Origin of the sequence: Sulfitobacter sp. M22, from assembly GCF_021736025.1 — a bacterium.
Lineage (GTDB): Bacteria > Pseudomonadota > Alphaproteobacteria > Rhodobacterales > Rhodobacteraceae > Sulfitobacter > Sulfitobacter litoralis.
Genome location: NZ_WMEC01000001.1, coordinates 23,273 through 46,702 on the forward strand (window position 1 = coordinate 23,273; position 23,430 = coordinate 46,702).

The 23,430-nt window shown below is 61.8% G+C and carries 25 protein-coding genes; 15 read left to right on the forward strand and 10 right to left on the reverse strand.

Translation table 11 applies throughout. From position 1 onward, the window contains the following. Positions 1-4 precede the first annotated feature (4 nt). The 6 genes from plsY to GLP52_RS00155 all read right to left on the reverse strand — a co-directional run bounded on the left by plsY (position 5) and on the right by GLP52_RS00155 (position 4,484). Complete coding sequence (plsY, locus tag GLP52_RS00130) at positions 5-616, reverse strand: glycerol-3-phosphate 1-O-acyltransferase PlsY (RefSeq protein ID WP_138922670.1); 612 nt, start codon at positions 614-616, stop codon at positions 5-7. A 2-nt stretch (positions 617-618) separates the two neighbouring features. Next, on the reverse strand, positions 619-1,899 hold the full coding sequence (pyrC, locus tag GLP52_RS00135) for a dihydroorotase (RefSeq protein ID WP_093731845.1): 1,281 nt from the start codon (positions 1,897-1,899) through the stop codon (positions 619-621). A 155-nt stretch (positions 1,900-2,054) separates the two neighbouring features. After that, positions 2,055-2,591, reverse strand: coding sequence for a hypothetical protein (locus GLP52_RS00140; RefSeq protein WP_237271280.1), 537 nt, complete (start codon positions 2,589-2,591; stop codon positions 2,055-2,057). After that, positions 2,588-3,103 (reverse strand): hypothetical protein, encoded by a 516-nt coding sequence (locus GLP52_RS00145; protein ID WP_237271281.1) that lies wholly within the window; start codon positions 3,101-3,103, stop codon positions 2,588-2,590. The genes GLP52_RS00140 and GLP52_RS00145 overlap by 4 nt, the downstream gene beginning before the upstream one ends. After that, on the reverse strand, positions 3,100-3,540 hold the full coding sequence (locus GLP52_RS00150) for a hypothetical protein (protein ID WP_093731848.1): 441 nt from the start codon (positions 3,538-3,540) through the stop codon (positions 3,100-3,102). Before GLP52_RS00150 ends, GLP52_RS00145 begins: the two co-directional genes overlap by 4 nt. Continuing rightward, entirely contained in the window at positions 3,537-4,484 is a 948-nt protein-coding gene (locus GLP52_RS00155) for an aspartate carbamoyltransferase catalytic subunit (RefSeq protein ID WP_093731944.1), read from the reverse strand. Before GLP52_RS00155 ends, GLP52_RS00150 begins: the two co-directional genes overlap by 4 nt. Before the next feature lie 156 nt (positions 4,485-4,640). Between GLP52_RS00155 and GLP52_RS00160 the strand changes: the two genes are divergently transcribed. The 5 genes from GLP52_RS00160 to GLP52_RS00180 all read left to right on the forward strand — a co-directional run bounded on the left by GLP52_RS00160 (position 4,641) and on the right by GLP52_RS00180 (position 11,567). Continuing rightward, on the forward strand, positions 4,641-5,414 hold the full coding sequence (locus tag GLP52_RS00160; protein WP_093731849.1) for a uracil-DNA glycosylase: 774 nt from the start codon (positions 4,641-4,643) through the stop codon (positions 5,412-5,414). Further along, positions 5,407-6,015, forward strand: coding sequence for a LysE family translocator (locus GLP52_RS00165; protein ID WP_093731850.1), 609 nt, complete (start codon positions 5,407-5,409; stop codon positions 6,013-6,015). Before GLP52_RS00160 ends, GLP52_RS00165 begins: the two co-directional genes overlap by 8 nt. Then, positions 6,012-6,554: a molybdenum cofactor biosynthesis protein B gene (moaB, locus tag GLP52_RS00170; RefSeq protein ID WP_093731851.1), complete on the forward strand. Its 543-nt coding sequence runs from the start codon at positions 6,012-6,014 to the stop codon at positions 6,552-6,554. Before GLP52_RS00165 ends, moaB begins: the two co-directional genes overlap by 4 nt. Positions 6,555-6,701: 147 nt before the next feature. Then, positions 6,702-8,162, forward strand: a complete 1,461-nt coding sequence (locus tag GLP52_RS00175; protein WP_237271282.1) for an efflux RND transporter periplasmic adaptor subunit — start codon at positions 6,702-6,704, stop codon at positions 8,160-8,162. 3 nt (positions 8,163-8,165) lie between these two features. Continuing rightward, positions 8,166-11,567, forward strand: a complete 3,402-nt coding sequence (locus tag GLP52_RS00180) for an efflux RND transporter permease subunit (RefSeq protein WP_237271283.1) — start codon at positions 8,166-8,168, stop codon at positions 11,565-11,567. Here the strand turns inward: GLP52_RS00180 and GLP52_RS00185 are convergent, their stop codons facing one another. Next, positions 11,568-12,365 carry a protein-disulfide reductase DsbD domain-containing protein gene (locus GLP52_RS00185; protein WP_237271284.1) on the reverse strand — a complete coding sequence of 266 codons (798 nt, stop codon included), beginning with the start codon at positions 12,363-12,365 and terminating at the stop codon, positions 11,568-11,570. 129 nt (positions 12,366-12,494) lie between these two features. On the opposite strand from GLP52_RS00185, the gene GLP52_RS00190 reads away from it, so the two are divergent. Further along, positions 12,495-13,055, forward strand: coding sequence for a YqgE/AlgH family protein (locus GLP52_RS00190; RefSeq protein ID WP_093731855.1), 561 nt, complete (start codon positions 12,495-12,497; stop codon positions 13,053-13,055). 15 nt (positions 13,056-13,070) lie between these two features. On the opposite strand, the gene GLP52_RS00195 is transcribed toward GLP52_RS00190, so the two are convergent. Then, positions 13,071-14,015, reverse strand: a complete 945-nt coding sequence (locus GLP52_RS00195) for an L-threonylcarbamoyladenylate synthase (protein ID WP_237271285.1) — start codon at positions 14,013-14,015, stop codon at positions 13,071-13,073. Positions 14,016-14,166: 151 nt separating this feature from the next. Here GLP52_RS00195 and GLP52_RS00200 point away from each other — a divergent pair, with 151 nt between their 5' ends. The 5 genes from GLP52_RS00200 (at position 14,167) to GLP52_RS00220 (ending at position 18,277) form a co-directional block, all read left to right on the forward strand. Next, positions 14,167-15,882 carry an acyl-CoA dehydrogenase gene (locus GLP52_RS00200; protein WP_237273310.1) on the forward strand — a complete coding sequence of 572 codons (1,716 nt, stop codon included), beginning with the start codon at positions 14,167-14,169 and terminating at the stop codon, positions 15,880-15,882. Further along, complete coding sequence (locus tag GLP52_RS00205) at positions 15,882-16,931, forward strand: MBL fold metallo-hydrolase (protein ID WP_237273311.1); 1,050 nt, start codon at positions 15,882-15,884, stop codon at positions 16,929-16,931. Before GLP52_RS00200 ends, GLP52_RS00205 begins: the two co-directional genes overlap by 1 nt. 3 nt (positions 16,932-16,934) lie before the next feature. After that, complete coding sequence (locus GLP52_RS00210; RefSeq protein ID WP_237271288.1) at positions 16,935-17,420, forward strand: DUF6173 family protein; 486 nt, start codon at positions 16,935-16,937, stop codon at positions 17,418-17,420. An 88-nt stretch (positions 17,421-17,508) separates the two neighbouring features. Beyond that, complete coding sequence (locus GLP52_RS00215; RefSeq protein WP_005849635.1) at positions 17,509-17,643, forward strand: aa3-type cytochrome c oxidase subunit IV; 135 nt, start codon at positions 17,509-17,511, stop codon at positions 17,641-17,643. 31 nt (positions 17,644-17,674) lie between these two features. Next, entirely contained in the window at positions 17,675-18,277 is a 603-nt protein-coding gene (locus GLP52_RS00220) for a hypothetical protein (RefSeq protein ID WP_237271289.1), read from the forward strand. Here GLP52_RS00220 and GLP52_RS00225 read toward each other — a convergent pair. Both GLP52_RS00225 and GLP52_RS00230 read right to left on the reverse strand, forming a co-directional pair. Further along, entirely contained in the window at positions 18,266-18,598 is a 333-nt protein-coding gene (locus GLP52_RS00225; RefSeq protein WP_138922688.1) for an AzlD domain-containing protein, read from the reverse strand. The genes GLP52_RS00220 and GLP52_RS00225 overlap by 12 nt on opposite strands. Further along, positions 18,598-19,332, reverse strand: a complete 735-nt coding sequence (locus GLP52_RS00230; protein ID WP_138922689.1) for an AzlC family ABC transporter permease — start codon at positions 19,330-19,332, stop codon at positions 18,598-18,600. Before GLP52_RS00230 ends, GLP52_RS00225 begins: the two co-directional genes overlap by 1 nt. A gap of 48 nt (positions 19,333-19,380) precedes the next feature. Here GLP52_RS00230 and GLP52_RS00235 point away from each other — a divergent pair, with 48 nt between their 5' ends. From GLP52_RS00235 to GLP52_RS00250, 4 genes are read left to right on the forward strand one after another with little or no spacing between them, the layout of a single operon-like run. Further along, positions 19,381-20,268, forward strand: coding sequence for a formate dehydrogenase accessory sulfurtransferase FdhD (locus GLP52_RS00235; RefSeq protein ID WP_093731863.1), 888 nt, complete (start codon positions 19,381-19,383; stop codon positions 20,266-20,268). After that, a complete protein-coding gene (mobA, locus tag GLP52_RS00240; RefSeq protein WP_237271290.1) occupies positions 20,265-20,867 on the forward strand; it encodes a molybdenum cofactor guanylyltransferase MobA in 603 nt (200 codons plus the stop codon). The genes GLP52_RS00235 and mobA overlap by 4 nt, the downstream gene beginning before the upstream one ends. Continuing rightward, positions 20,864-21,355: a molybdopterin-guanine dinucleotide biosynthesis protein B gene (gene mobB / locus GLP52_RS00245; protein ID WP_093731865.1), complete on the forward strand. Its 492-nt coding sequence runs from the start codon at positions 20,864-20,866 to the stop codon at positions 21,353-21,355. Before mobA ends, mobB begins: the two co-directional genes overlap by 4 nt. After that, positions 21,352-23,427, forward strand: a complete 2,076-nt coding sequence (locus tag GLP52_RS00250; RefSeq protein WP_237271291.1) for a molybdopterin-binding protein — start codon at positions 21,352-21,354, stop codon at positions 23,425-23,427. Before mobB ends, GLP52_RS00250 begins: the two co-directional genes overlap by 4 nt. Positions 23,428-23,430 lie beyond the last annotated feature (3 nt).

The window sequence follows — 23,430 nt, forward strand, 5'->3', positions numbered from 1 at the left end:
CGGGTCAGTCTTTCTTGGCACCGATCTTGGGCTCTGTGCCCGCACGGATGCGTTTGATGTTTTCACGGTGCCGCCAGAACACCAGCAGGGTGAGCACGATGCCCAACAGCAGGGCGCTGCCGTACCCCAGGAATATCATAAAGAAGGTCGATGCCGCCGCCGAGGCAAGCCCGCCGATGGAGGACGTACGTGTCACGGCCATGGCGATCAGCCATGCCAGACAGCTCGCGATGCCGACGGGCCATGCCAATGCCAGCAGCACGCCAAGGAAGGTCGCTACGCCTTTGCCACCCTTGAACCCCAGCCATACCGGGTAGCAATGCCCCAGCATCGCGGCCAGTGCTGCGATCTGTGCGGCGTCTTCGCCTGCAAAGAGTCGCGCCAGCAACACCGCGACGGCCCCTTTGCCACCATCCAGTATCAGGGTCAGCGCGGCCGCTTTCTTGGAGCCCGTGCGCAGTACGTTCGTGGCACCGATATTGCCCGACCCGATACTGCGCAGATCCCCTAGGTTCATCGCGCGGGTCAGCACCATGCCAAAGGGGATAGACCCGACCAGATAGGCCGCAATAGCCCAGAACAAGAGCACGAATAGGGTGGAATCGATCAGGGGCATAATCAGGAGGCCTTATAGATGCAGGTGCCAGAAACGTAAGTTTCCAAAACCTTACCTTGCATGCGCATCCCATCAAAGGGGGTGTTGCGCGATTTCGACTGCAATGTCTCGCGGTTCATGACAAAGGGCGCACCGTCGTCGAACAGCACCAGATCGGCAGGGGCACCCACCGACATGCGCCCACCGGGCAGGCCCAGACGTTTCGCCGGATTGAACGACAGCGCCCGCCACAGCGTCGCGATGTCGATCATCTCTGAGTGGACCAGTCGCAGGGCCGCAGGCAGCAGCGTTTCCAGTGCGACGGCCCCCGACGCGGCTTCTTCGAACGGCAGGCGTTTGGATTCCTCATCCTGCGGCGTGTGCATGGAGCAGATGATGTCGATCAACCCCGAGGCCACGGCCTCTACCACGGCGATGCGGTCCTCTTCGTCGCGCAACGGTGGCTTGAGCTTGAAGAAGGTGCGGTAGTCGGCCACATCCAGCGCGTTCAGCGTCAGGTGGTGAATGCCGACACCTGCGGTGATATCCAACCCGTTGTTCTTGGCACGCTCCAGTGCGGGCAGGGCGCGGGCGGTGGTGATCTGGTCGGCGTGATAGCGTGCACCTGTCATTTCGACCAGCGCGATGTCACGGTCCAGCCCCATGCGCTCGGCCATGGGCGACACGGCGGGCAGCCCGCGCAACGACGCGAATTTGCCAGAGGTCACCGCCGCTCCTTTGCTCAGGATCGGTTCTTGCGGGTGGGCGATGACCAGCGCACCAAGGCTGCGGGCATAGGTCAGCGCACGGGAAAACACCTTGGTGTCCGTCACGACACGGTCACAATCGGTAAAGCCCACGGCACCCGCATCCATCAGAAACCCGATCTCGGTCATCTCGCGGCCTTCGCGACCTTTGGTCAGGGCGGCCATGGGCACGACGTTGACCGGCGCGGCCTCGTTGGCGCGACGGGTGACAAATTCCAGCACTTCGGGGCTGTCGATGGTGGGGTTGGTGTCAGGGCGCGTGACCATGGTCGTGACCCCACCTGCTGCCGCCGCCAATCCCGCGGACCGAAAGCTTTCCTTGTGCCGTTCGCCGGGTTCGCAGACCTTGACCCCAAGATCGACGATCCCGGGGGCGAGGTACTTGCCACGACAATCCACAATCTGCGCATCGCTCGGTATCGACGCGGTCGCGTCCAGTATCGCCGCGATCTTGCCATTCTCGACCTTGATCGTGCCGTGCGTGACGGTGCCTGCTTCGGGGTCGATCAGCTGCGCGTTGATAAAATGCAGGGTCATGGAGAGGCTTTCATAGTTAAGGAAACAGAGGCGCAGCAGCGGCGGCAGGTTGGATCAGGACCCGATCCACACCATCATGCCTGCCACACCAAAGGCGACAAGCAGGGCGATCATGGCGACGCGGCCCGACATTTTGGGATCAGGTTTGGGTTCTTTCACAGCAGCCACCATAAAATAAGACCGATCAGCACGATGACTGCCAGCAGCACCATCATACCACCAGCCCCGCCCTTGGGCGGCGATTTCGGAGTCATGTCCGCAGCACCGGTGTAGGGTTGCGCGGATTCAGCCTCGAGCGGGATAACGGACATATCCGGTTGGGTCTCGCCGTATGTGCCGATCATGGTCAGGTCGGGACCAAGCTTTAGCGTCGTCTCTTGCCCCTCAAAGGCCGAGGAAAACAGCAACAGCACATAGCCGTCCAGCGCATCCAAACGGGCGCGGTCGCGGCTGATCTGGTCAGGGGGCACGGCGTAGCCATCATTCAGATAGCGCGCCAGCCCCACGCCCGTTAGGTCGGAGACGGGAAAAAGCTCGGCCGAGCCTTCGGGTACTGAACGGCCAAGCAGATCGGCGATCAACGCTTCCTTGCTGCCATCGCGCAGATCGCGGGCCAGTTTGTCAATCGGGCGGTTTACGGCAAACAGACGGATCTGGCCGATTTCGCCATTGGGGATCTCAAGTTGTGTCATCGGGGTGCACCTTTGTACGCAGTTACCATCAATGCACTTAATCTGTCGCTGTCTTCGATATATTCAAACCCTAGATGCGCGGTGCGGGCGGGATTGTCGGCTTGTTCATGCCGGATAAAGAAAACGGAGGGCGGGCTGGTCGGACGCAGATCGTGCTTTGTCTCGGCGCTGCGGGGGAAAGCTTTGGCGCGGGTGCCATCGCGGGTCAGCTTGAAAAACAGGGCGCGGTGGTTGGTCAGCGCATAGCGGGTGCGGCGCAGATCGGTCAGGCGGGTCATCCCGCGATAAAGCGACAGGGCCACCAGGGCGACGATCACCGCGACGACCACCGATTGAGACACAGGCAAGCTGTTGCCTTGCAGCAAAAAAGCGCCAGCGATCACGGTACCGATTGCGCCGACAAAGGGACCGAGCAACTGAAAATTGCGCAGTGACAGCTTTGGCTTGGGGCGACCTGTCCACAATAGATCTTCGTCCGGCTCTAGCAGGTCTTGCCAAAATCTGTCGGTCATCGCGTGGCCTCTATCGCTTGGGCAAGACGCGCCTTGGTCTCGCGCAGCTGCGGCACCAGCGGCAGGGTGACGCGCTGGCCGTCCGGCAAGCCAAGGGTGATCGACCACAGCGACAGTTTCCCGATTGACCGGATATCGGTCAGCGGCAGGACAAGCGGCTCTGCGGTATCGGGGGAGTTTATGTAGAGCGCACGGTTGGTCAGCCGCCAGGCGGTATTGCGGTTTCTGTACCAGATCTGGAATTCGTCAAAGACCCACATGTAGAAAACCGCGATCAGAACCGAGGCGAGCAGCCATGTAATCGGGTCCAGCCAGATCAGCAGCGGCAGACAGAACAGCATGGTCAGCACAGCCAATGCCATGCACCGCCAAAAGAACGCCCGCGGCGAAATACGCCAGTGTAGCAGGTCGTGTTCTTCGGGCGGGCGTGCGGTCATGCGTTTGCCTTGCGGCTGTCCACAAGGTTGCGCGCGAGCAGGTCCATCGCGGCCATGCGCACAGCCACGCCCATCTCTACCTGGTCCTGAATAACGCTGCGATTGATGTCATCTGCCAACGTTCCGTCAATTTCTACGCCGCGGTTCATCGGGCCGGGGTGCATGACAATCGCGTCGGGCTTGGCGTGGGCCAGTTTCTCAGCATCCAGACCATATCTGTGATAATATTCACGTTCGCTGGGGATAAAGCCGCCGTCCATGCGTTCTTTTTGCAAGCGGAGCATCATTACGACATCGACGTCTTTCAGCCCTTCTTTCATATCGTCGAACACCTCGACGCCAAATTCGCCGATCTGCGCCGGCATCAGGGTCGGGGGGGCGATCAGGCGAATGCGGTTTTCCATCTTGCCAAGAAGCATGATGTTGGACCGTGCCACGCGGCTGTGTGCGATGTCGCCGCAGATGGCAATGGAAAGGCGGTGCAGGCGCCCCTTGGCGCGGCGGATCGTCAACGCGTCCAGTAGGGCTTGGGTTGGGTGTTCATGCCGCCCGTCTCCCGCGTTCAACACGGCGCAGTTCACCTTTTGCGCCAGCAGATCGACCGCACCGGACTGGGGGTGGCGCACAACCAGCAGATCGGGATGCATCGCGTTCAGCGTCATCGCCGTATCAATGAGCGTTTCGCCCTTTTTGATCGACGACGCCTGCATCGCCATGTTCATGACATCCGCGCCAAGCCGCTTGCCCGCGATCTCAAAGCTCGCCTGCGTGCGGGTCGAGTTTTCGAAGAACATGTTGATCTGCGTCAGCCCGTTCAGCGCATCACTGTGTTTATGAGGCTGGCGGTTCAAATCGGCGTATGTGTCCGCCAGATCAAGAAGGGTGGTAATGTCGTCTTGGGACAGGTGTTCAATGCCCAGAAGATGGCGGTGTGCGAAACTCATGACGGCGGACCCCACGTTATTTTTGGCGTTATAGGCGGCGGCGCTGGGCGGGGCAAGTCGTCGGGCGGCGTCATCCCGAGGCGGGGGTGGAATTGGATTTAAGGCCATTTGGAACTTGGCATTTTTATTGCCCGCATCAGCGCGTAAGTTGGGCACATGGAATCAGTGGATTATCATCAGGCGCTTGCACTTTTGCACTGGCAGATTGAACTTGGCGCGACCGAGGCGATTTGTGACGCGCCGGTGAACCGCTACGAAGTGCCCGCAGCGGTCGAGAAACCGAAGGCGAAAAAGGGCAAGACGGGGCCTGTGCCGCTTGCGTCCTCTGGCCCTGATGTGGTGGCGGAAGCTACACGTGCCGCCGCGGCAGCAACCACGCTTGATGAATTGCGCGCCGCGATGACCGCGTTCGAGCATTGCGAGCTCAAGCGTGGGGCCCGCAATCTGGTATTTTCCGATGGCACGCCTGGGGCCCGCGTCATGATTGTTGGCGAGGCTCCGGGCCGCGACGAAGACCGCGAGGGGCGACCCTTTGTCGGGCGTGCCGGCGGGCTGTTGGACAAGATGTTGGCGACGATCGATATGGGCCGGCATCATGAGACCGCGCCTGTCTATATCACAAATGTGCTGCCTTGGCGGCCACCGCAGAACCGCGACCCTAAGCCCGATGAAATCGCGATGATGAAGCCGTTTCTTGCACGGCATATCGCCTTGGCCAAGCCAGAGGTTCTGGTGATCGTTGGTAATTGGTCCGCACAGGCGTTGCTGGGCAAACGTGGAATCACCCGATTGCGCGGGCAGTGGACCCAGGCGGAGGGGCTGCCCGCACTGCCCATGTTCCACCCCGCCTATCTGTTGCGCAGCCCCGAGTTCAAACGCGAGGCATGGGCCGATTTGCTGTCATTGAAAGCGAAATTAAAGAATGGTTGATCCGATTACGGTGCTGGCCTTTGTACCCGCTGCGCTGGCGCTGAACCTCACGCCCGGTGCGGATATGATGTTCTGTCTGGGGCAGGGCATGCGCTTTGGTCCGCGGGCGTCGGTCGCGGCCAGTGCCGGGGTCGCGCTTGGCGGGATGGTACATGTCACGCTGGCCGGTCTGGGCTTGGGTGCGGTGGTCGCTGCGCTGCCTTGGGCCTTTGACGTGATCCGCTGGATCGGGGTCGGCTATCTGCTGTGGCTGGCTGTGCAGACCTGGCGTAGCAGCGGAGCGGCACCTGCGGTCTTGCCCGCGCCGAAATCGGCGTTTCGCAGCGGTTTGATCGTGAACCTGACCAACCCCAAGGTGATCTTGTTCGTATTGGCCTTTGTGCCGCAATTCGTGGTCCCAGAGGCGGGGCCAGTGCTCCTACAGTTCTTGATGCTCGGCTCGGTGCTGTCGCTGGGCGGGTTTATCATCAACGCTTTGGTCGGTGTGTTTGCCAGCGGTTTAGGCCGCCGGATGGTCGGGGGCGGGCAAGCTCTGCGCTGGATCAGCAGCGGTATTTTCATAGCCCTCGCCGCACGGCTAGCAATATTGGAGCGGACATGAGCCGGATCGACGACACGCTTGATTTTATTCCTGTGCGCATTGCCGTGCTGACGGTGTCAGACACGCGCAGCCTGGCAGATGATCGGTCAGGCGATGTGCTGGTTGCGCGCATTGCCGATGCAGGTCACGCGCTTGCCGCACGCACCATCATACGGGACGAACAGGCCGAGATAGCAGCGCAATTGCGCATTTGGTGTGCCGACCCCGAGATTGATGTGGTGATCAGTACCGGTGGCACGGGGCTGACAGGCCGCGATGTCACCGTAGAGGCGCATCGTGATGTCTACGAGAAAGAGATCGACGCCTTCGGTACGGTATTCACCATCGTCTCGATGCAAAAGATCGGCACCTCTGCGGTGCAAAGCCGCGCCACTGCCGGGGTCGCGCAAGGCACCTATCTGTTCGCGCTGCCCGGATCGCCGGGTGCCTGCAAGGATGCGTGGGACGAGATTTTGGTCAAGCAGCTCGATTACCGCCATAGGCCCTGTAATTTTGTCGAAATCATGCCCCGCCTAGACGAGCACCAGCGCCGGAAGTAGCGGCCTTTGCGATTTTTGGGACGAAGAACGATGGAAACCGCCTGGGCCTGCGTATGATAGGCCGTGCGTGGCTGTCTCAACTGTGATTTTGTTCTTTGTGGGCGTGCGGGGTAAACTGCTGCCACAGATGGATAAGATCGGGGCAAGATGCGATTTTTACGGCAAAGCATGATTGGGCTGTTTCTGGCGGCCGCGACGGTGGGGTTCTTGCTGCTGGCAGCGGACCTTATCGGCGGGGCTGTGCAGCAACGGCTGACCGACGCGCCGCCTGACCGCGCCCCGCGTGAACGGGTGTTTTCTGTCAATGTCGTGCGCGCCGTGTCAGGCACCGAAGTGCCTATCTTGCAAAGCTTTGGGGCCGTGCAAAGCCGCCGGACACTTGAGCTGCGCGCCGCCGTCGGGGGGCGCGTGGTCGAGCTTGCGCCTGAATTCGAGGCCGGCGGTCGGGTTGTCGCGGGGCAGGTTCTCGTCCGTCTTGATCGATCGGACGCTTTGGCTGAAGTCGCACGGGCACAAAGCGCTGTGCGCAATGCAGAGGCAGAGGGGCGTGATGCCGACCGTGCGCTGGCCTTGGGGCGGGACGAATTGGCCGCCGCCGAAGAACAGGCCGCCTTGCGCATCGGTGCCTTTGAACGTCAACGCGATTTGGGTGAACGGGGTGTCGGGACCGCGACGGCAACAGAGACAGCAGAGCTTGCGGCATCAAGCGCCCGCCAAGCGGTTCTGGCGCGACGTCAGGTGGTGACCCAAACCGAGGCCCGCGTGGATCAGGCCGTGCGCTTGTTGTCCAATGCGCAGATCGCGTTGGCCGATGCACAGCGCGCATTAAAGGAAACCACGATCACCGCGCCTTTCGATGGGGCGCTGAGCGAGACTTCGGTTGTTGAGGGGCGCCTTGTCTCACCGAACGAACGGCTGGCGGAGTTGATTGCCCCGGATGATCTCGAGATTTCTTTTCGCATTTCCACCACACAATACGCGCGCTTGCTGGATGCGCAGGGGCGGTTGATCAAGGCGGATGTTACGGCAAGCCTCGACGTTGCGGGGGCCGACCTTGAGGCACATGGACAGATTACCCGTGCAGGTGCTGCGGCGGGTGAGGGCGCCAGTGGCCGGTTGATCTTTGCCACGCTGGCGCAAGCACCGGGGTTCAAGCCGGGGGATTTCGCGATGGTACGGGTGGGCGAACCGGCATTGGACGACGTCATTCGGCTCCCCAGCTCGGCGCTGGATGCGCAGGGGACGGTGTTGGTACTGGATCCGGAAAACCGGCTTGAAAGCGTTCAGGTCTCTGTGTTGCGTCGCGTGGGGGATGAGGTCTTGGTGCGGGGACCAATCGAGGGCCGCGATGTCGTCGAGGCCCGCTCGCCACTGCTGGGGGCCGGTATTGCGGTAAAGCCGTTGCGCTCGGGGGCTCGGGACACGGCGCAGGTAGATGCGCCCGCAATGATCGCGCTGACCAATGAACGTCGGGCTAAGCTTGTCGCCCTTGTCGAGGGCAACACGCGGATGCCGCAGGATGCTAAGGCACGGGTTCTGGCGCAACTGGCCGAGCCACAGGTCCCTGCGCGGGTGATCGAACGCATCGAAAGCCGGATGGGGGGCTGATCTATGGCCCGTAGCATGTCCGGCCCCGCAGGCGGAATCCTGTCGTATTTCACGCGTCACCGGACGGCGGCGAACCTGTTGCTCGTGGTGCTGCTTGTGTGCGGGGCGGCTGCTGCGCCCAACATGCGGGCGCAATTCTTTCCCGATGTGGTTATTGACAGTGTCTCGGTTTCGACCGTCTGGGAGGGGGCCGGCGCGGATGATGTCGACAACGCCATCGTTCAGGTGCTTGAACCTGTCTTGCTGGCTGTGGAAGGGGTGGAGAGTTCTACCGCCGCGTCGCGTGAGGGCAGTGGCACCATTTCGCTGGAGTTCGAGCCGAACTGGGATATGGCCCGCGCCGCGACCGATGTGCAAACCGCCGTGGATGCCGTCACTACACTGCCAGAAGATGCCGAAGACCCTGTGGTGCGCCGTGGCATCTGGCGTGACCGCGTCACCGATGTCGTGATCACAGGCCCGATCAGTGCGGAACAGCTGGGCCGTTTCGCAGATGAATTTGTCACGCGTCTTTTCGCGGAGGGGGTCACCCGCAGCACCATTCAGGGGGTCGCCGCGCCGCAAACCTTGATCGAGGTCCCCTCTCTCCGTTTGATCCGCTATAATATCACGATGGCCGAGATCGCGGCGGCGATCGCTGCTGAGGTCGATGCCAGCCCCGCCGGGGATGTGACCGGTGCCAATGCCCGCGTGCGCACCGGGACCGCCAAGCGCAGTGCCGACGCCTTGTCGCGTGTCGTCTTGCGCAGCAATGCCGACGGGTCTTCACTGTTGGTGGGCGATGTGGCGCGGGTGATCGAACAAGGCTCTGACCGCGAGGTGGGGTATTTTGTCGGCGACGATCCGGCAATATCGGTGCGCATTGACCGCTCTGACGGGGGGGATGCCATTGGTATTCAGCAAAGCGTCGAAGGGGTCGCTGCCGATATGGCAGTGATGCTGCCCAAGGGGGTGGCGATCAACCTGATCCGCACGCGCGCCGAGGCAATTACCGGTAGGTTGGATTTGCTGATTGATAACGGTTTGATGGGCCTCGCGCTTGTGGTGGGGTTGCTGTTCCTGTTCCTGAACGCGCGCACGGCCTTTTGGGTGGCCGCGGGTATTCCGGCGTCGATGGCCGCGGCAATTGCACTCATGTATGCGGGTGGGATCACGATCAACATGATCTCGTTGTTCGGTCTGATTATCACGCTTGGGATCGTTGTAGATGACGCGATCGTTGTGGGGGAACATGCCGACTACCGGCATAACGAACTGGGCGAGCCACCGATGCAAGCGGCAGAGAACGCCGCGCGGCGCATGGCGATGCCGGTTTTTGCCGCAACCCTGACGACGATCATCGCGTTCTTCGGCCTGCTGGCCGTTGGCGGGCGCTTTGGCAGCCTGATCGGGGATATCCCCCTGACCGTCATTGCAGTGCTGGCGGCGTCACTGGTCGAATGCTTTTTGATCCTGCCGAACCATATGGCGCATGCGATGGCAGCGGGGGCCAAGCAACGGTGGTATGACCTGCCCAGCCGTGTGGTCAATCGCGGGTTTCTCTGGGTGCGCGAACGGCTGTTCCGCCCTTTCATGGCAGGAGTTATCCGCGCGCGTTATGTGGTGCTGGCGGGCGTTGTCGCAGTGCTGGCGTCTCAGGCGGCGCTTTTCATTCAAGGCGACGTTCAATGGCGATTTTTCAACGCGCCCGAACGTGGGTCGGTAACCGGTAACTTTGCCATGGTCGATGGGGCCAGCCGTGCCGATACGCTGGCGATGATGCACGAAATGCAACGCGCGACAGAAGCGCTGGGCGCGGAATATGCCGAGGAATATGGCACCAATCCGATCGATTATGTCATTGCGCAGGTCGGGGGCAACGCGGGTCGCGGGCTCGACGGGGCTGACAGCAAGGACGGTGATTTGCTGGGCGGCATCTCGATCGAGCTGATCGACGCGGACCTGCGGCCCTATTCCAGCTTTGCCTTCGTCGCGGCTTTGCAGGATGCCGTGGTCCACCATCCGCTTGCAGAAACCGTAAGCTTTCGCGGCTGGCGTTCCGGTCCTGGCGGCGATGCACTGGATGTGCAGTTCTATGGGGCCGACACACAGGTGTTGAAAGCCGCCTCGCAGGATTTGCAGGATGCGCTACGGCAATATCCCGAAGTCAGCGCCGTGCAGGACAATCTGGCTTACGACAAAGAAGAGCTGATCCTCGATCTGACGCCTCAGGGCCAAGCGCTCGGGTTCACGATTGATATGTTGGGGCGGGTCTTGCGTCACCGTCTTGGCGGGATCGAGGCCGCGACCTATCCAGATGGCCCCCGATCGGCCACCATTCGCGTGGAACTGCCCGAGGGCGAGCTGACCGCGGATTTCCTTGAGCGTACCCAGATGCGTACGCCGGGCGGGCAATATGTGCCGCTGGCCGATATCGTCAGCGTGGACCGGCGTACGGGGTTCAGCACGGTACGGCGCGAGAACGGTATCCGGCTGATATCAGTCACTGGCGATATCTCAGAGGATGACCCCGCCCGCGCGACCGAAATCACGACGACCCTGCGTGACGAAATTCTGCCGCGTATCGCCTCTGAACGTCAGGTGGATTTCCGCATCGGCGGGCTGAGCGAGCAGGAGGATACCTTCCTGTCGGATGCGTTGACCGGGCTAATCCTTGTGCTGACGGGCATTTATCTTGTGCTGGCTTGGGTGTTCGGCAGCTGGACACGCCCCATGGTGGTGATGGCGGTGATCCCATTCGGCTTGGTGGGCACGATCTATGGCCACGCCCTGTGGGAGGTCCCATTGAGCATGTTCACAGTTGTTGGCCTGCTAGGGATGACGGGGATCATCATCAACGATTCCATCGTGTTGGTTGGGACAATCGACGAATATGGTGCCACGCGCGGGGTGATCCCGTCGATCATAGACGGCGCGGCAGATCGGTTGCGTCCGGTGATGTTGACCACGCTGACGACGGTCCTTGGCATGGCACCGCTGCTTTATGAACAAAGCCAGCAGGCGCAATTTTTGAAACCCACTGTGATCACGCTGGTCTATGGTCTGGGCTTTGGCATGTTCCTAGTGTTGCTGGTCGTGCCTGCGCTGGTCGCGGCACAGCATGATATCGGCCGTCAAATCCGTGCGATGCGCCGCGCCATGCGGGCCCGGGCTGGGGGGCTGCGGACCGGTATTTTGGGGCTATGGCTGCTGATGCTGCTATGGGGCGGGTCTACGCTGGGGTGGGTCGCGGTGACTGGCGGCTTGCATCCGGCGCTGGCTGAAATAGTGCCCACCCTAGGGGTGCTCTCACCACGAAGCGCGGCGCTGCTGCTGTTCCTGGCGGGGGCCGCAGCGATCGCGCTGGCGGGCTATGTCGTGGGGGCCGTGATCTATGCCTCGTCGCGCAAGAAAGCAGCGGGCTGATCAGCCTGCGTTGCATCCGACAATATCGACGGCCTGATTGCTGCCTAAAACCGTCATTCGGATATGCGACCGGTTCAGTGCCACAGGGCCGCCGCTGACATGGCCTACATCCACGCGCGCGTGCAGTGTATTGCCTTTGCGCGTCGTGTCGGCCTCGCTGACCCATAGATCGGGGTTGCCGGTTTCAATCACCACCAGCTCTTGCCCACCCGAGGGCGGCACCGTGATAGCAGCGTCCAGTGTCAGGTCTTCGCCGGTCCGGCCAATGGTGCAGGTGACATCCGATACGCGGGCCTCTTTCGCTGAATACGGGCGCTGCGCGAGCGAGGCCGCGATGGCAGGATCGGCGCGGGTCGTGGTTGTGTTGATAACGCCGCTGAGCTCTAGCGAGGCGGGCACGCAGATGTCGCTGCACACGCCCAGATCAATCGTGGTGTTCATGGTCACAGGGGCGCCTTTTTCCGGCACCGTAATCCGCAACGGCAATACCACCTGATCCTTGTACCCGATGGTCGTCAGGTTGGTTTCGCGAAAAACCGTAGGTGCCGGCCATTCAACGGCCACCGCCGACAGGTTGCGTGAACCGGACCAGTCAAAGCTGGGCGGGATGCCCATATCTCCGGGCGCACGCCAATAGGTCTTCCACCCCGGTTTAACTGTCATGCGGATCGCGGCCATGCGGTTGCCATCGGGCAGCACCCAACCTTGAAGGATCTCCCCGTGGATCACCTCCATCGCAAAAGCAGGCATCGGGGCGAGAAGGGCAGCGGCCATCAGGCCAAGGAGTTTTCTGGTCATGGTGCTTTCATGGGCCAACTGCCCCCCGTTTGCCAAGTCACGTTTGCATTATGAAACGTTGCAGCCGTAGGGGTTGTAAGCAGCAGGGGCGCACGCCATGCTATGGGGATGACGCAAAAGAACGACAGCATGACAATGGATCTTACCGGCCAGCTTTTGGTGGCCATGCCCGGCATGGGCGATCCTCGGTTCGATCATTCGGTGATCTTTATCTGTGCGCATGACGACGAGGGCGCGATGGGGTTGATCGTCAACAAACCTGCCGCTGATCTCAAGCTGGGCGACGTGCTTGACCGGCTTAGTGATGTGGACATGGACGACATCACCGGTCTGGGGGTGCATGTCGGTGGTCCCGTCGAGACAGAGCGTGGCTTCGTACTGCACAGCGCCGAATACCGGTCGGTGATGAAGACGACCGATATCGCGCAGGGCGTGGCGGTGACTGTGACGCTTGATATTCTCGAAGACATCGCCCGCGGCAAGGGCCCGCGACAGGCGATGTTGATGCTGGGCTATGCCGGTTGGGATGCAGGCCAGCTGGAAGGCGAAATCGCGCAGAATGGCTGGCTGACCTGCCCCTGCGACACTGACATCCTGTTTACCCTGCCTGATGCACGCAAATGGGAAGCGGCGCTGACCTCTATCGGGGTGGACCCATTGGGGCTGAGCGCGACAGCGGGGCGCGCCTAACAAACGCAAGGTGGATCAACGCGGAGCAGCCGCGCGACGCAGACGGTCGTTGATGGCACGGCCCAGACCGGTTTCAGGGATCGGGGCCACTGCGATGGGTTTGCGCAGCCGGTCAAGCGCGTGCAGCCGGTCAAACAGATACGCCGCCGCTTCCACCAGATCGCCGCTGGCCGACAGGGTTAGATCATCCGCGCCAGTCCCCTTCGCTGCGCCAAAGCCAAGATAGACCTCGTCTTCTTTTGCGTCATGCGCGTTCAACCGCACGCTGGCATGGGGCGCATAGTGGGACGCCAATTGGCCGGGGGCGATAATTTCTGCGCCGTCGGCCACATCCAGCGTCCCCCCAAGCGCCGCCTCTATCGCTTCGGACGGCAGACCGCCTGCGCGCAGGAGGGTAGGGCGTGGCTGGGTCAGCCCGATGATCGTGCTTTCCAGCCCGACCGTGCAGGGCCCGTCATCGACAACCGCCGCGATACGCCCTTGCAGCCCCGACAGAACATGCTGCGCCGTGGTGGCGCTGATCTTGCCCGAGGGGTTGGCAGACGGGGCCGCCACCGGCCCGCCAAACGCCCGCAATATGGCGCGGGCCGTAGGATGTGCGGGGATGCGGATGGCGATGCTGTCCAGCCCCGCTGTCACCAGTGACGATAGCCCGTGCCCGTCGGCTAGAGGCAGCACGAGGGTCATTGGCCCCGGCCAGAATGCGCTGGCCAGAACCTCTGCTGTGTCGGACCAGCGCCCATATTGGCGTGCCTGATCCACATCGGCGACATGGATAATGAGCGGGTTAAAGCTGGGCCGTCCCTTGGCCGTGTAAATCCCTGCCACTGCCGTCCCGTTGCGCGCATCCGCGCCCAAGCCATAGACCGTTTCAGTTGGCAAAGCGACCAGTGCACCTTGTTGCAAAAGGGCGGCGGCGCGGGAAATGCCTGAGGGGTCGGGAAGTAGAATGTCGGTCATGGGCTTCTCTTATGGGGATGACGCCGCGTTTTGGGTTGCGGTGCGCAGACTTGAGCGACATTCTCGCCGCAACAGCCCGAAGTATCGTCTTGGGCTTATCAGGTCGCTGTTCGGTTTGCCAAGCAGACGAACGCGTTAACGGAGGAAAACTATGCCCTATCGCGCCCCTGTCGAAGATTTTGCCTTTCTGTTTGATCATGTCGTAGGTTTGGACGCTGTGCGTCAGACCGAACGTTTTGAAGATGCCAGCGAAGACGTCACCCGCGCGATCCTCGAAGAAGCGGGCAAGATGACCAATGACGTTCTGGCCCCGCTGCAACGCGCAGGTGACCAGACGCCCGCCAAGCTTGAGAACGGTGTCGTGCGCACGTCGCCCGGTTTCGCTGACGGGTTCAAGGCCGTGGCCGAAGGCGGCTGGATCGGCATGTCCGCCGACCCTGAATACGGTGGCATGGGCCTGCCAATGACCCTGACGACTGCCGTGAATGAAATGATGAGCGGGGCTTGCCTGTCCTTGCAGCTTGCCCCGTTGATGAGCCAAGGCCAGATCGAAGCGCTTGAACATCACGCCAGCGACGCGATCAAGGAACTGTACCTGCCCAAGCTGATCAGCGGCGAATGGACCGGCACGATGAACCTGACCGAACCGCAAGCGGGCTCGGACGTGGGTGCGCTGGCAAGCAAGGCCGAAGACAACGGCGACGGCACCTATGCGATCTCAGGCCAGAAGGTCTATATCACATGGGGTGACAATGATTTTGGCGGCAATGTCTGCCATCTGGTTCTCGCGCGTCTGCCCGGTGCGCCTGCGGGCACGAAAGGCATTAGCCTGTTCCTCGTGCCGAAATACCTGCCCAATGAGGACGGCAGCCTTGGGAATGCCAATACGCTGAACGTCGTCAGTCTGGAACACAAACTCGGGATTCATGGGTCTCCCACGTGTGTGATGCAGTATGACAAGGCGACGGGCTGGCTGGTTGGGGCCGAGCAGGGCGGTATGGCAGCCATGTTCACAATGATGAACAACGCACGGCTTGGTGTGGGCGGGCAGGGCATCGGCATCGCCGAAGCGGCCTATCAACACGCGCTGGCCTATGCGCTGGACCGCAAACAGGGCAAGACATCACGCCCCGACGGCACCGGCACCATCGTGGATCATGCTGATGTACGCCGCATGCTGATGACGATGAAGGCGGAAACCTTTGCCGCCCGCGCCATTGCGCTGTGCTGCGCCAAGGCCATCGACATGACGAACGCGACCGGACAGGCCGAATGGAAAGCCCGCGCAGCCTTCCTGACCCCGATCGCCAAGGCCTTTGGCACCGACACCGGCATGGCCGTCGCTGAAATGGGCGTTCAGGTCCACGGTGGCATGGGCTTTATCGAAGAAACAGGGGCCGCGCAGTACAGCCGTGACGTACGTGTGACAGCCATCTACGAAGGCACCAATGGCATTCAGGCGATGGATCTGGTGGCGCGCAAGATGATGGACGGCGGCGAGGCGGCGAACCGTCTGCTAGATGAAATCGAAGCCGATGCCGAAGCCGCCCGCGAGACATTCCCGAATATGGCGGATGCCCTCTGGCAGGCGTCGGAAACGCTGCGCGAAGCGACCGATTGGCTGACAGAGCAATCGAATATGGACACGCGCTTTGCCGGAGCGGTGCCGTACCTGCGGGCCTTTGCACGGGTGCTTGGCGCGCATATGCACCTCAAGGCGGCGCTGGCCGACAAGGGCGGGCCACGCGAAAAGCTGGCGCGGTTCTACATCCTGCGTCTGTTGCCGGAACACGTTGGCCTGCTGGCCCATGCCCAAGCGGGCGAGGCTGATCTTTTCGCGCTTTCCGCTGACGAACTGGCCGCCTGATGCCTGATACAGCGCCCACCGGTTTGCGTTTCCCCTGCGAGACGCCGCCCGCCCATGATGCCGCGATAGAGGTCGCCCCCGGCGTGCTTTGGCTGCGTCTGCCGCTGCCGATGAAGCTGGATCACGTCAACGTCTATGCCTTTGACGAAGGCGACAGCTGGACGATCATCGACACGGGCTTCGCGTCGAAAAAGTCCAAGGCGCTGTGGACGGATCTGATCGCGGGGCCTTTGGGCGGCAAGCCGGTGTCGCGGGTGATCGTGACCCACCACCACCCCGATCACATCGGGCTGGCGGGCTGGTTCCAGACCGAACACGGGGCAGAGCTGGTGACGACGCGCACCGCGTGGTTGACCGCGCGAATGCTGACCCTCGACCCGCAAGAGGCACCGCCAGCCGAGACGCTGGCTTTCTATAAACTTTCGGGGATGGATGCCGCGCTGTACGAGAAACGCGCCTCCGAGCGGCCGTTCAACTTTGCCGACATCGTCTCGCCTCTGCCGCTTGGCTTTACGCGGATCAAACAGGGCGACGAGATCACCATCGGGGGGCGCGTGTTTGACGTGCATATGGGCAATGGTCACGCCCCCGAACACGCCACCTTCTGGAGCCGGGACGACAATCTGGTGGTTGCGGGCGATCAGATCCTGTCCTCGATCAGCCCCAACGTCGGGGTCTATGCCACCGAGCCGATGGCCGACCCCATTGGCGAATGGATCGAAGCCTGTGACCGTCTGTCACTGCTCGCGCGCGAGGATCATTTGGTGCTTGGCGGGCACAAGCTGCCGTTCACGGGTCTGCCTACCCGCATGCGCCAGTTGATCGAAAACCACCACAGCGCCCTGCGCCGTCTGGAAAAGGCGATTGCAGAGCCCAAGTCTGCGTCGGAATGCTTTTCTACCCTGTTCAAACGCAACATCGGCGAGGGCGAATACGGTCTGGCGTTGGTCGAAGCGGTGGCGCATCTTAGCCATCTGTACCAGACGGGCCGCGCCACGCGCAGCTTGCGTGCGCAGGGCGGGGCGTGGGTATATCAGTCAAAGGGTTGAACGATGGATAACGAGATCAAGACTGCTGCCGAAGCCATCGAAGCAGACGCGTTGCCACGGCTTTACGAGGTGCATTCGGACCCCTCCAGCCGCAACGCCTCGGACCAGCCTGTGCCCAAAGGGATCACTCAGAAGCCTGCCGCGCAGAAATCAGCTGCGCAATGGGCCTATGAGCGTGTTGTGCTGTACCTCAAGAATTTCGAAGAGCAGCTTGACGGTGATCACGAGGTCGCCATGGGTTTTGCAGGCGGCGACGCCGGCGTGTTGCGGATCGAGGGGATGGGCTATTTCGATCCCGATATCGTGACCTTTTATGGCAAGGACAACACCGGCGCGCGGATGCAGCTTGTGCAGCATGTCACACAGTTGAACGTGGCCCTACGTGCGCTGCCCAAAGCGGTGCAGGAAGCCCCCGCGAATCGCATCGGTTTTCGTCTGGCCGAAGACCTCGAGACGCAAGACGAGCCCCCCGCAGGCGAAAACACCTGAGCTCGCGCATTTTGATGCCGTGACATAGGCAAATGAATACAGTATCCCCAGACCAAATCATACGCACGTTAAGACAAGGATCGCGCAAATGGCCAAACATGAACACGGCTCGATGGACACCAGCACGCACGAGAAGACTTTTGACAGCTTCATGAACTTCGTCAAATGGTCGTGCATCGTGATTATTGCCATTCTGGTCTTTATGGCGATCTTCGCGCGCTAAGGCGGGCACACTTAACCGACAGGATATTTCTATGCGTGTCTGGATGGCTTTGGCCTGCGTCGGGCTGCTTGCGGCCTGTGCGAATGATACCGGGATCGACAACACCCCCGCAGAAGTCGCAGCGGCTGCTTATGTGGCACCGGGACCAAAATCCATTACGTTGATGACGATGATCAACAACCGTACCGGCAGCGGAGGCCATACGGCACTGGTGGTCAACGGGTCGCAGCAGGTGATATTTGACCCTGCCGGTTCCTTCCGTGATCCGCGTGTGATCGAACGCGGCGACGTGCTGTACGGCATGACGCCTAAGTGGATACAGGGGTACAAGTCCTCGCACGCACGCAGCACCTACCATGTCGTCAGCCAGGAATTGCAGGTCAGCAACGCACAGGCAGAACAGATCTTGCAGCTTGTGATGTCAAACGGTCAGGTGGCGGGGGCGTTCTGCGCCAATGCGACCTCTGATATCCTGACGCAGGTTCAGGGCTTCGAGAGTATTTCAAAGACGTTCTACCCTGCCAAGCTCAGCGAACAATTTGCCAGCCTGCCCGGCGTGAAGACGACGAAATATTATGAAAACGACGAAGGCGACGTAATTGATGCCGTGCAGGCGTCGCTTCTAGCCCAGTAACCAAAGCAAACCATAAAGCGTGGCTGCGCCGCTGATAATGGCGAGCAGCACGTTTTTGGTGAGCACCCCCACAGTCAGCGCCGCCGCCGCCGCCGCCATACGCGGGAGATCAAGCTGCCCGTCCGTGGCCGCGGGCCAGATCACTTGCGGGGCCACAAGAGCGGGCAGGATCGCCACCGCCGTATAGCGCAGGTGTCGCAACAGCCACGCGGGCATTTCGCGGTCCCCCACCAGTCCGGTAAAGACAAAGCGCAGCCCAAAGCTGCCAAGACCAAGGGCGATGATCACGAACCAAAGCGTGCCGGTGTCGATATCATTCATTATGCCGCGTCCTGTTCAGGGTGGTGGGGCTGGCGTCTTTCCAGCCAAAGTTCGGTTTGCGCACCGGCGATCATGCCCGCCAGCCCCGCCAGGATCAGCCCCAGCGAATAGGGCACACCCGCCGTCAACAGCGCCGCGAGGGATGCCACCAGCGCCGCGACGATATGTGCTGAGGTGCGGAACATCGGAGCGATCATGGCGAGAAAGGTGATGGGTAGGGCGAAATCCAACGCCCAGCTGTCAGGGATTTGTGCCCCGACCATCGCGCCGACCAGGGTGAAAAGATACCACAACGGCACGATGGGGGTCACACAACCGAAGAAATACGCCATCCGCTGCGGGATGGTCATATCCGGCTCTTTCTCATATTGCGCCATCGCGCAGACATAGGATTGGTCAACGGTCAGATAAGCGGCCAGCGCGCGCTGCCACAAAGGCGCGGACCCGATGTAGGGCGTCAGCGACGCCGAATACATCGCCATCCGCAGGTTCACCGCCAGCGCAGAGGCCAGCACGATCGCTGTCGGGGCATGTTCCTGCATCAGTTGCAACGCGGTGAACTGTGCTGCCCCCGCAATGACCACGACCGAAAAGGCGAGCGTTTCGAACACGTTCAGCCCTGCTTCGGTGGCAAGGATGCCAAACAGCGAGGCAAACGGGATCATCACCAGAATAAAGGGCGCTGCGTCGGCAAGACCTTTGCGAAAGGCCGATTTCGTGGTGGTGATGGCCATGCGTTCCCCCTAGATTGCCGGGACATGCTTAACTGCCGCTTTGGGGGGATGCAATTGTCCGTCAAGACAGACACCGATGCTTATTTGATCGCACCGCAGCCAGGATTGGCGCGGCTGACACGTGCCGTCGTCGGGCGGGATCATTTGGGGACCGAGACAACGATCAACGTCGTCGAGGAACGCCCGCTGACGATTTTTTTGAACGCGCAGGAAATCGTCACCGCGATGACGATTGGCGATTACCCCGAATACCTCGCGCTCGGGTTCTTGCGCAATCAGGGTATGCTGCGCGACGGCGAAGATATCACCAGCGTCGACTATGACGAAGAGCTTGAAGTCGTCATCGTCCGCACCGCCCGCAAAACCGACTACGAAGACAAAATGCGCAAGAAGACCCGCACCAGTGGCTGCGCTGTGGGCACTGTCTTTGGCGATATGATGGAGGGTCTGGAGGGCGTTTCCCTGCCGTCGACCCCGCTGCGAACCTCGTGGATCTATGACCTTAGCGCGCAGATCAACCGCACGCCGAGCCTGTACCTGGAAGCCGGGGCGATCCACGGCACGGTGCTGTGTCAGGGCAATCGCCCGCTGGTCTATATGGAGGACGTGGGGCGTCACAACGCGGTCGACAAGATCGCGGGCTGGATGCTCTCTGAAAAAGTCTCGGCCGAGGATAAGATACTCTATACCACGGGGCGGCTGACGTCGGAAATGGTGATCAAGACCGCGATGATGGGCATCCCCGCGCTGGTGTCACGTTCCGGCTTTACCGCCTGGGGGGTAGAGATCGCGCAGCAGGTCGGGCTGACGTTGATCGGGCGGATGAAGGGAAAACGCTTTATCTGCCTTGCGGGCGAGGACCGGCTGATCCGCGATGCAGACCCCGACCAGATTAGGGATGAACCTAAACGATCAGGCCGAAAGGGCAGCGCATGAAACAGCCATTTGGGGTGATCCTTGCAGGAGGGCAGGCGACGCGGATGGGCGGCGGCGACAAGGGGCTGCTGCAACTTGGCGGTCAAAGCGTGCTGGACCATGTGATCGAACGGCTGACGCCGCAGGTGGCGCGTGTGGCGTTGAATGCCAATGGCGATGCCGCGCGGTTTGCGGGGCTGAAACTGCCGGTGTTGCCCGACAGTATTGACGGCTTTGCCGGACCGCTGGCGGGGGTGTTGGCAGGGCTGGATTGGGCTGCCGCACATGGCGCTGATACGATTGTGACTGCTGCCGCCGATACGCCGTTCTTCCCCGGTGATCTGGTCCCGCAACTGTTGCTGGCAAGCGAGGGGATGACCCACCCGCTGGTGCTCGCCGCCACGCCGGACGCTAAACGCGGCACGGCGCGGCACCCGACCTTTGGCCTGTGGCCTGTGGCCTTGCGCGACGATCTGCGTGCTGCCTTGCAGGGTGGCCTGCGCAAGGTCGTAATGTGGACGCAAACGCACGATGGCCGCGAGGCGTTGTTCCCCCATGAGGACGCGTTCTTTAACATCAACACCCCCGAGGATCTGGCCCGCGCACAGGAGATGCTATGAGAGTTTACGGCGTTGTCGGCTGGAAGAACGCCGGCAAAACAGGGTTGATGGAACGCCTTGTGACCGAAATCACGGGGCGCGGCTTTTCAGTGTCTACCGTGAAACATGCGCATCACAGTTTCGACGTCGATCATCCGGGCAAGGACAGCCACCGCCACCGCGTCGCGGGTGCCCGCGAAGTTTTGTTGGCCTCGCGCAACCGCTTTGCCCTGATGCATGAGTTGCACGGCGAGGATGAACCGACGCTCGACGCGCTGCTGGCCAAGCTTGCGCCCGTCGATCTGGTGCTGGTCGAAGGCTACAAGCGTGACGGTCACGCCAAAGTCGAAGCGCATCGGGCGGAAACGGGCAACGCGTTGATCGCGCCGCAGGATCCGACGATCAAGGCCATTGCCAGTGATACACCAATGACATCGGATCGCCCCGTGTTCGATCTGAATGACACAGGCACCATCGCCGATTTCATCCTGTCCGAGGTCGGGTTGTGAGCGCATTTGACACCATCGTCATGGTCGATTGGTCCGGCGGCAACGACACCGGCCCGACCCCGCGCAAGGACGCGATCTGGGCGGGGGTGTCGCGGGGGGGCGTATCAGATGCCCCCGTTTATCTGCGTAACCGGTCAGAGGCAGAGCTTTGGATCGCCACGCTGATCGACGCAGAGCTGGCGCAGGGCCATCGCGTGATGGTCGGGTTCGATTTCCCTTTTGGCTACCCCGCAGACTTTGCCGGAGCGCTGACGGGCAGCTCCGATCCGTTCGCTGTGTGGGACTGGTTCGAGGCGCGGGTCGAAGACGCGCCAAAGGCCAACAACCGTTTCGATCTGGCCGGAGAGATCAATCTGGGTCTGGGCGGCGGTCAGGGGCCGTTTTGGGCCAACGGCCTGCCGAACCGTGACATCACGGGGCTGCCGCGTACCAAGTCCGATTATACAAATCCCTTTGCCGAGAAACGTGCAGCTGAACTGCTGGCCAAGGGCAGCTTTACCTGCTGGCAACTGGCGGGGGCAGGGGCTGTCGGGTCGCAGGTGGTCATGGGGCTGCCTGTCCTTTCGCGCCTGCGTGCCCGCTTTGCAGGGCGCGTCGCGGTCTGGCCGTTCGAGACGCCCGATGCCCCCGTTGCGTTTGTTGAAGTCTGGCCATCACTGACCGTCGGACCTGCACCAGATGACATGATCAAGGATGCGTGGCAGGTGCAGGAACTTGCGCGGCAGGTCTCGGTCTTGACCCCTGCCGAACTGGCGCAGGTATTTGACGTGCAGGCACCGGAAGAAGGGTGGATCTTGGGGCTGGGGGTTGAACACCTGCTCAAGGCACCACCACCCCTGCGCAATGATTGCTTTGCCCTGCCGCCCGGCGTGCATTGGACGCCCGTAGACGACGCGCTGGAACGGTTACGCGCACGTTTGCATCCGGTGCTGCCTGCCGAAGAGGTGGGCCTTGGCGAGGCGTTGGGGCGGATTGCAGCAGCCGACGTGCGGGCGCAGCGTGCGAACCCGCCACTGCCGAACACGGCAGTAGACGGCTACGGGTTCGCGGGCGGACGTGCTGCCGGTGCCCATGCGCTGCCGCTCGCCGAAGGCCGCGCAGCCGCGGGGGATGCGCCGGGGAGCTTACCCGCCGGTCATGCGATACGTGTGCTGACGGGGGCCGCGCTGCCCGCCGGTGTCGATACCGTGGTGCTGCAAGAGGACGTGACGATTGTTGGTGACACGCTGCGGTTCAATGGACCGGTCAAACAAGGCGCGAACACACGCAAGGCAGGCGAGGACGTCACGGCAGGCGCGGTGACGCTTGCCGCAGGGCGGCGGATCACGGCGGCGGATATTGCCTTGTTGGCGGCCACCGGCACCGCATCTGTGTTGGTTCATAAACAGTTGCGGGTTGGCGTGCTGTCGACAGGCGACGAGATCGTCGAGGCGGGGCAAATCGCGGCGGAGGGGCAGATATTCGATGCAAACCGCCCGATGCTGTTGGGTTTGCTGGCGCAGTTCGGGCATCGGGGCGTCGATCTGGGCCATGTGGGCGACGACCGTGAGGCGCTGCGCACCCGGCTTGATGCGGCGCAAGGCGAGGTCGATGCGATCCTGACCAGCGGCGGTGCGTCGGCGGGCGACGAGGACCACGTGTCCGCACTTTTATCCGAGGCAGGAGCGTTGGATCTGTGGCGTATCGCGGTCAAACCGGGGCGGCCCTTGGCGCTTGGCATGTGGCAGGGCGCGCCGGTTTTTGGCCTGCCGGGTAACCCCGTGGCCGCCATGGTCTGCACATTGATATTCGCGCGCCCTGCGTTGGCGCGGTTGGCGGGGCAGGACTGGCCTGTACCGCAAGGCTTTGACGTGCCCGCAGCTTTCAGCAAACGCAAGAAACCGGGCCGACGCGAGTATCTGCGCGCGCGGATGCGCGACGGTCGGGTGCAGGTGTTTGCCTCTGAAGGGTCGGGCCGGATCAGCGGGCTGGCTTGGGCCGAGGGTCTGGTAGAACTGCCAGATGCCGCAGCCGTCATTCAGCCGGGCGATCTGGTACGTTATATCCCCTATGGATCGTTCGGGATCACCTAGGCG

Excerpts from the sequence above, each read along its gene's own strand:
- plsY (WP_138922670.1), bottom strand. The coding sequence starts at position 616 with ATGCCCCTGATCGATTCCACCCTATTCGTGCTCTTGTTCTGGGCTATT.
- pyrC (WP_093731845.1), bottom strand. The coding sequence starts at position 1,899 with ATGACCCTGCATTTTATCAACGCGCAGCTGATCGACCCCGAAGCAGGC.
- GLP52_RS00140 (WP_237271280.1), bottom strand. The coding sequence starts at position 2,591 with ATGACACAACTTGAGATCCCCAATGGCGAAATCGGCCAGATCCGTCTG.
- GLP52_RS00145 (WP_237271281.1), bottom strand. The coding sequence starts at position 3,103 with ATGACCGACAGATTTTGGCAAGACCTGCTAGAGCCGGACGAAGATCTA.
- GLP52_RS00150 (WP_093731848.1), bottom strand. The coding sequence starts at position 3,540 with ATGACCGCACGCCCGCCCGAAGAACACGACCTGCTACACTGGCGTATT.
- GLP52_RS00155 (WP_093731944.1), bottom strand. The coding sequence starts at position 4,484 with ATGAGTTTCGCACACCGCCATCTTCTGGGCATTGAACACCTGTCCCAA.
- GLP52_RS00160 (WP_093731849.1), top strand. The coding sequence starts at position 4,641 with ATGGAATCAGTGGATTATCATCAGGCGCTTGCACTTTTGCACTGGCAG.
- GLP52_RS00165 (WP_093731850.1), top strand. The coding sequence starts at position 5,407 with ATGGTTGATCCGATTACGGTGCTGGCCTTTGTACCCGCTGCGCTGGCG.
- moaB (WP_093731851.1), top strand. The coding sequence starts at position 6,012 with ATGAGCCGGATCGACGACACGCTTGATTTTATTCCTGTGCGCATTGCC.
- GLP52_RS00175 (WP_237271282.1), top strand. The coding sequence starts at position 6,702 with ATGCGATTTTTACGGCAAAGCATGATTGGGCTGTTTCTGGCGGCCGCG.
- GLP52_RS00180 (WP_237271283.1), top strand. The coding sequence starts at position 8,166 with ATGGCCCGTAGCATGTCCGGCCCCGCAGGCGGAATCCTGTCGTATTTC.
- GLP52_RS00185 (WP_237271284.1), bottom strand. The coding sequence starts at position 12,365 with ATGACCAGAAAACTCCTTGGCCTGATGGCCGCTGCCCTTCTCGCCCCG.
- GLP52_RS00190 (WP_093731855.1), top strand. The coding sequence starts at position 12,495 with ATGACAATGGATCTTACCGGCCAGCTTTTGGTGGCCATGCCCGGCATG.
- GLP52_RS00195 (WP_237271285.1), bottom strand. The coding sequence starts at position 14,015 with ATGACCGACATTCTACTTCCCGACCCCTCAGGCATTTCCCGCGCCGCC.
- GLP52_RS00200 (WP_237273310.1), top strand. The coding sequence starts at position 14,167 with ATGCCCTATCGCGCCCCTGTCGAAGATTTTGCCTTTCTGTTTGATCAT.
- GLP52_RS00205 (WP_237273311.1), top strand. The coding sequence starts at position 15,882 with ATGCCTGATACAGCGCCCACCGGTTTGCGTTTCCCCTGCGAGACGCCG.
- GLP52_RS00210 (WP_237271288.1), top strand. The coding sequence starts at position 16,935 with ATGGATAACGAGATCAAGACTGCTGCCGAAGCCATCGAAGCAGACGCG.
- GLP52_RS00215 (WP_005849635.1), top strand. The coding sequence starts at position 17,509 with ATGGCCAAACATGAACACGGCTCGATGGACACCAGCACGCACGAGAAG.
- GLP52_RS00220 (WP_237271289.1), top strand. The coding sequence starts at position 17,675 with ATGCGTGTCTGGATGGCTTTGGCCTGCGTCGGGCTGCTTGCGGCCTGT.
- GLP52_RS00225 (WP_138922688.1), bottom strand. The coding sequence starts at position 18,598 with ATGAATGATATCGACACCGGCACGCTTTGGTTCGTGATCATCGCCCTT.
- GLP52_RS00230 (WP_138922689.1), bottom strand. The coding sequence starts at position 19,332 with ATGGCCATCACCACCACGAAATCGGCCTTTCGCAAAGGTCTTGCCGAC.
- GLP52_RS00235 (WP_093731863.1), top strand. The coding sequence starts at position 19,381 with ATGCAATTGTCCGTCAAGACAGACACCGATGCTTATTTGATCGCACCG.
- mobA (WP_237271290.1), top strand. The coding sequence starts at position 20,265 with ATGAAACAGCCATTTGGGGTGATCCTTGCAGGAGGGCAGGCGACGCGG.
- mobB (WP_093731865.1), top strand. The coding sequence starts at position 20,864 with ATGAGAGTTTACGGCGTTGTCGGCTGGAAGAACGCCGGCAAAACAGGG.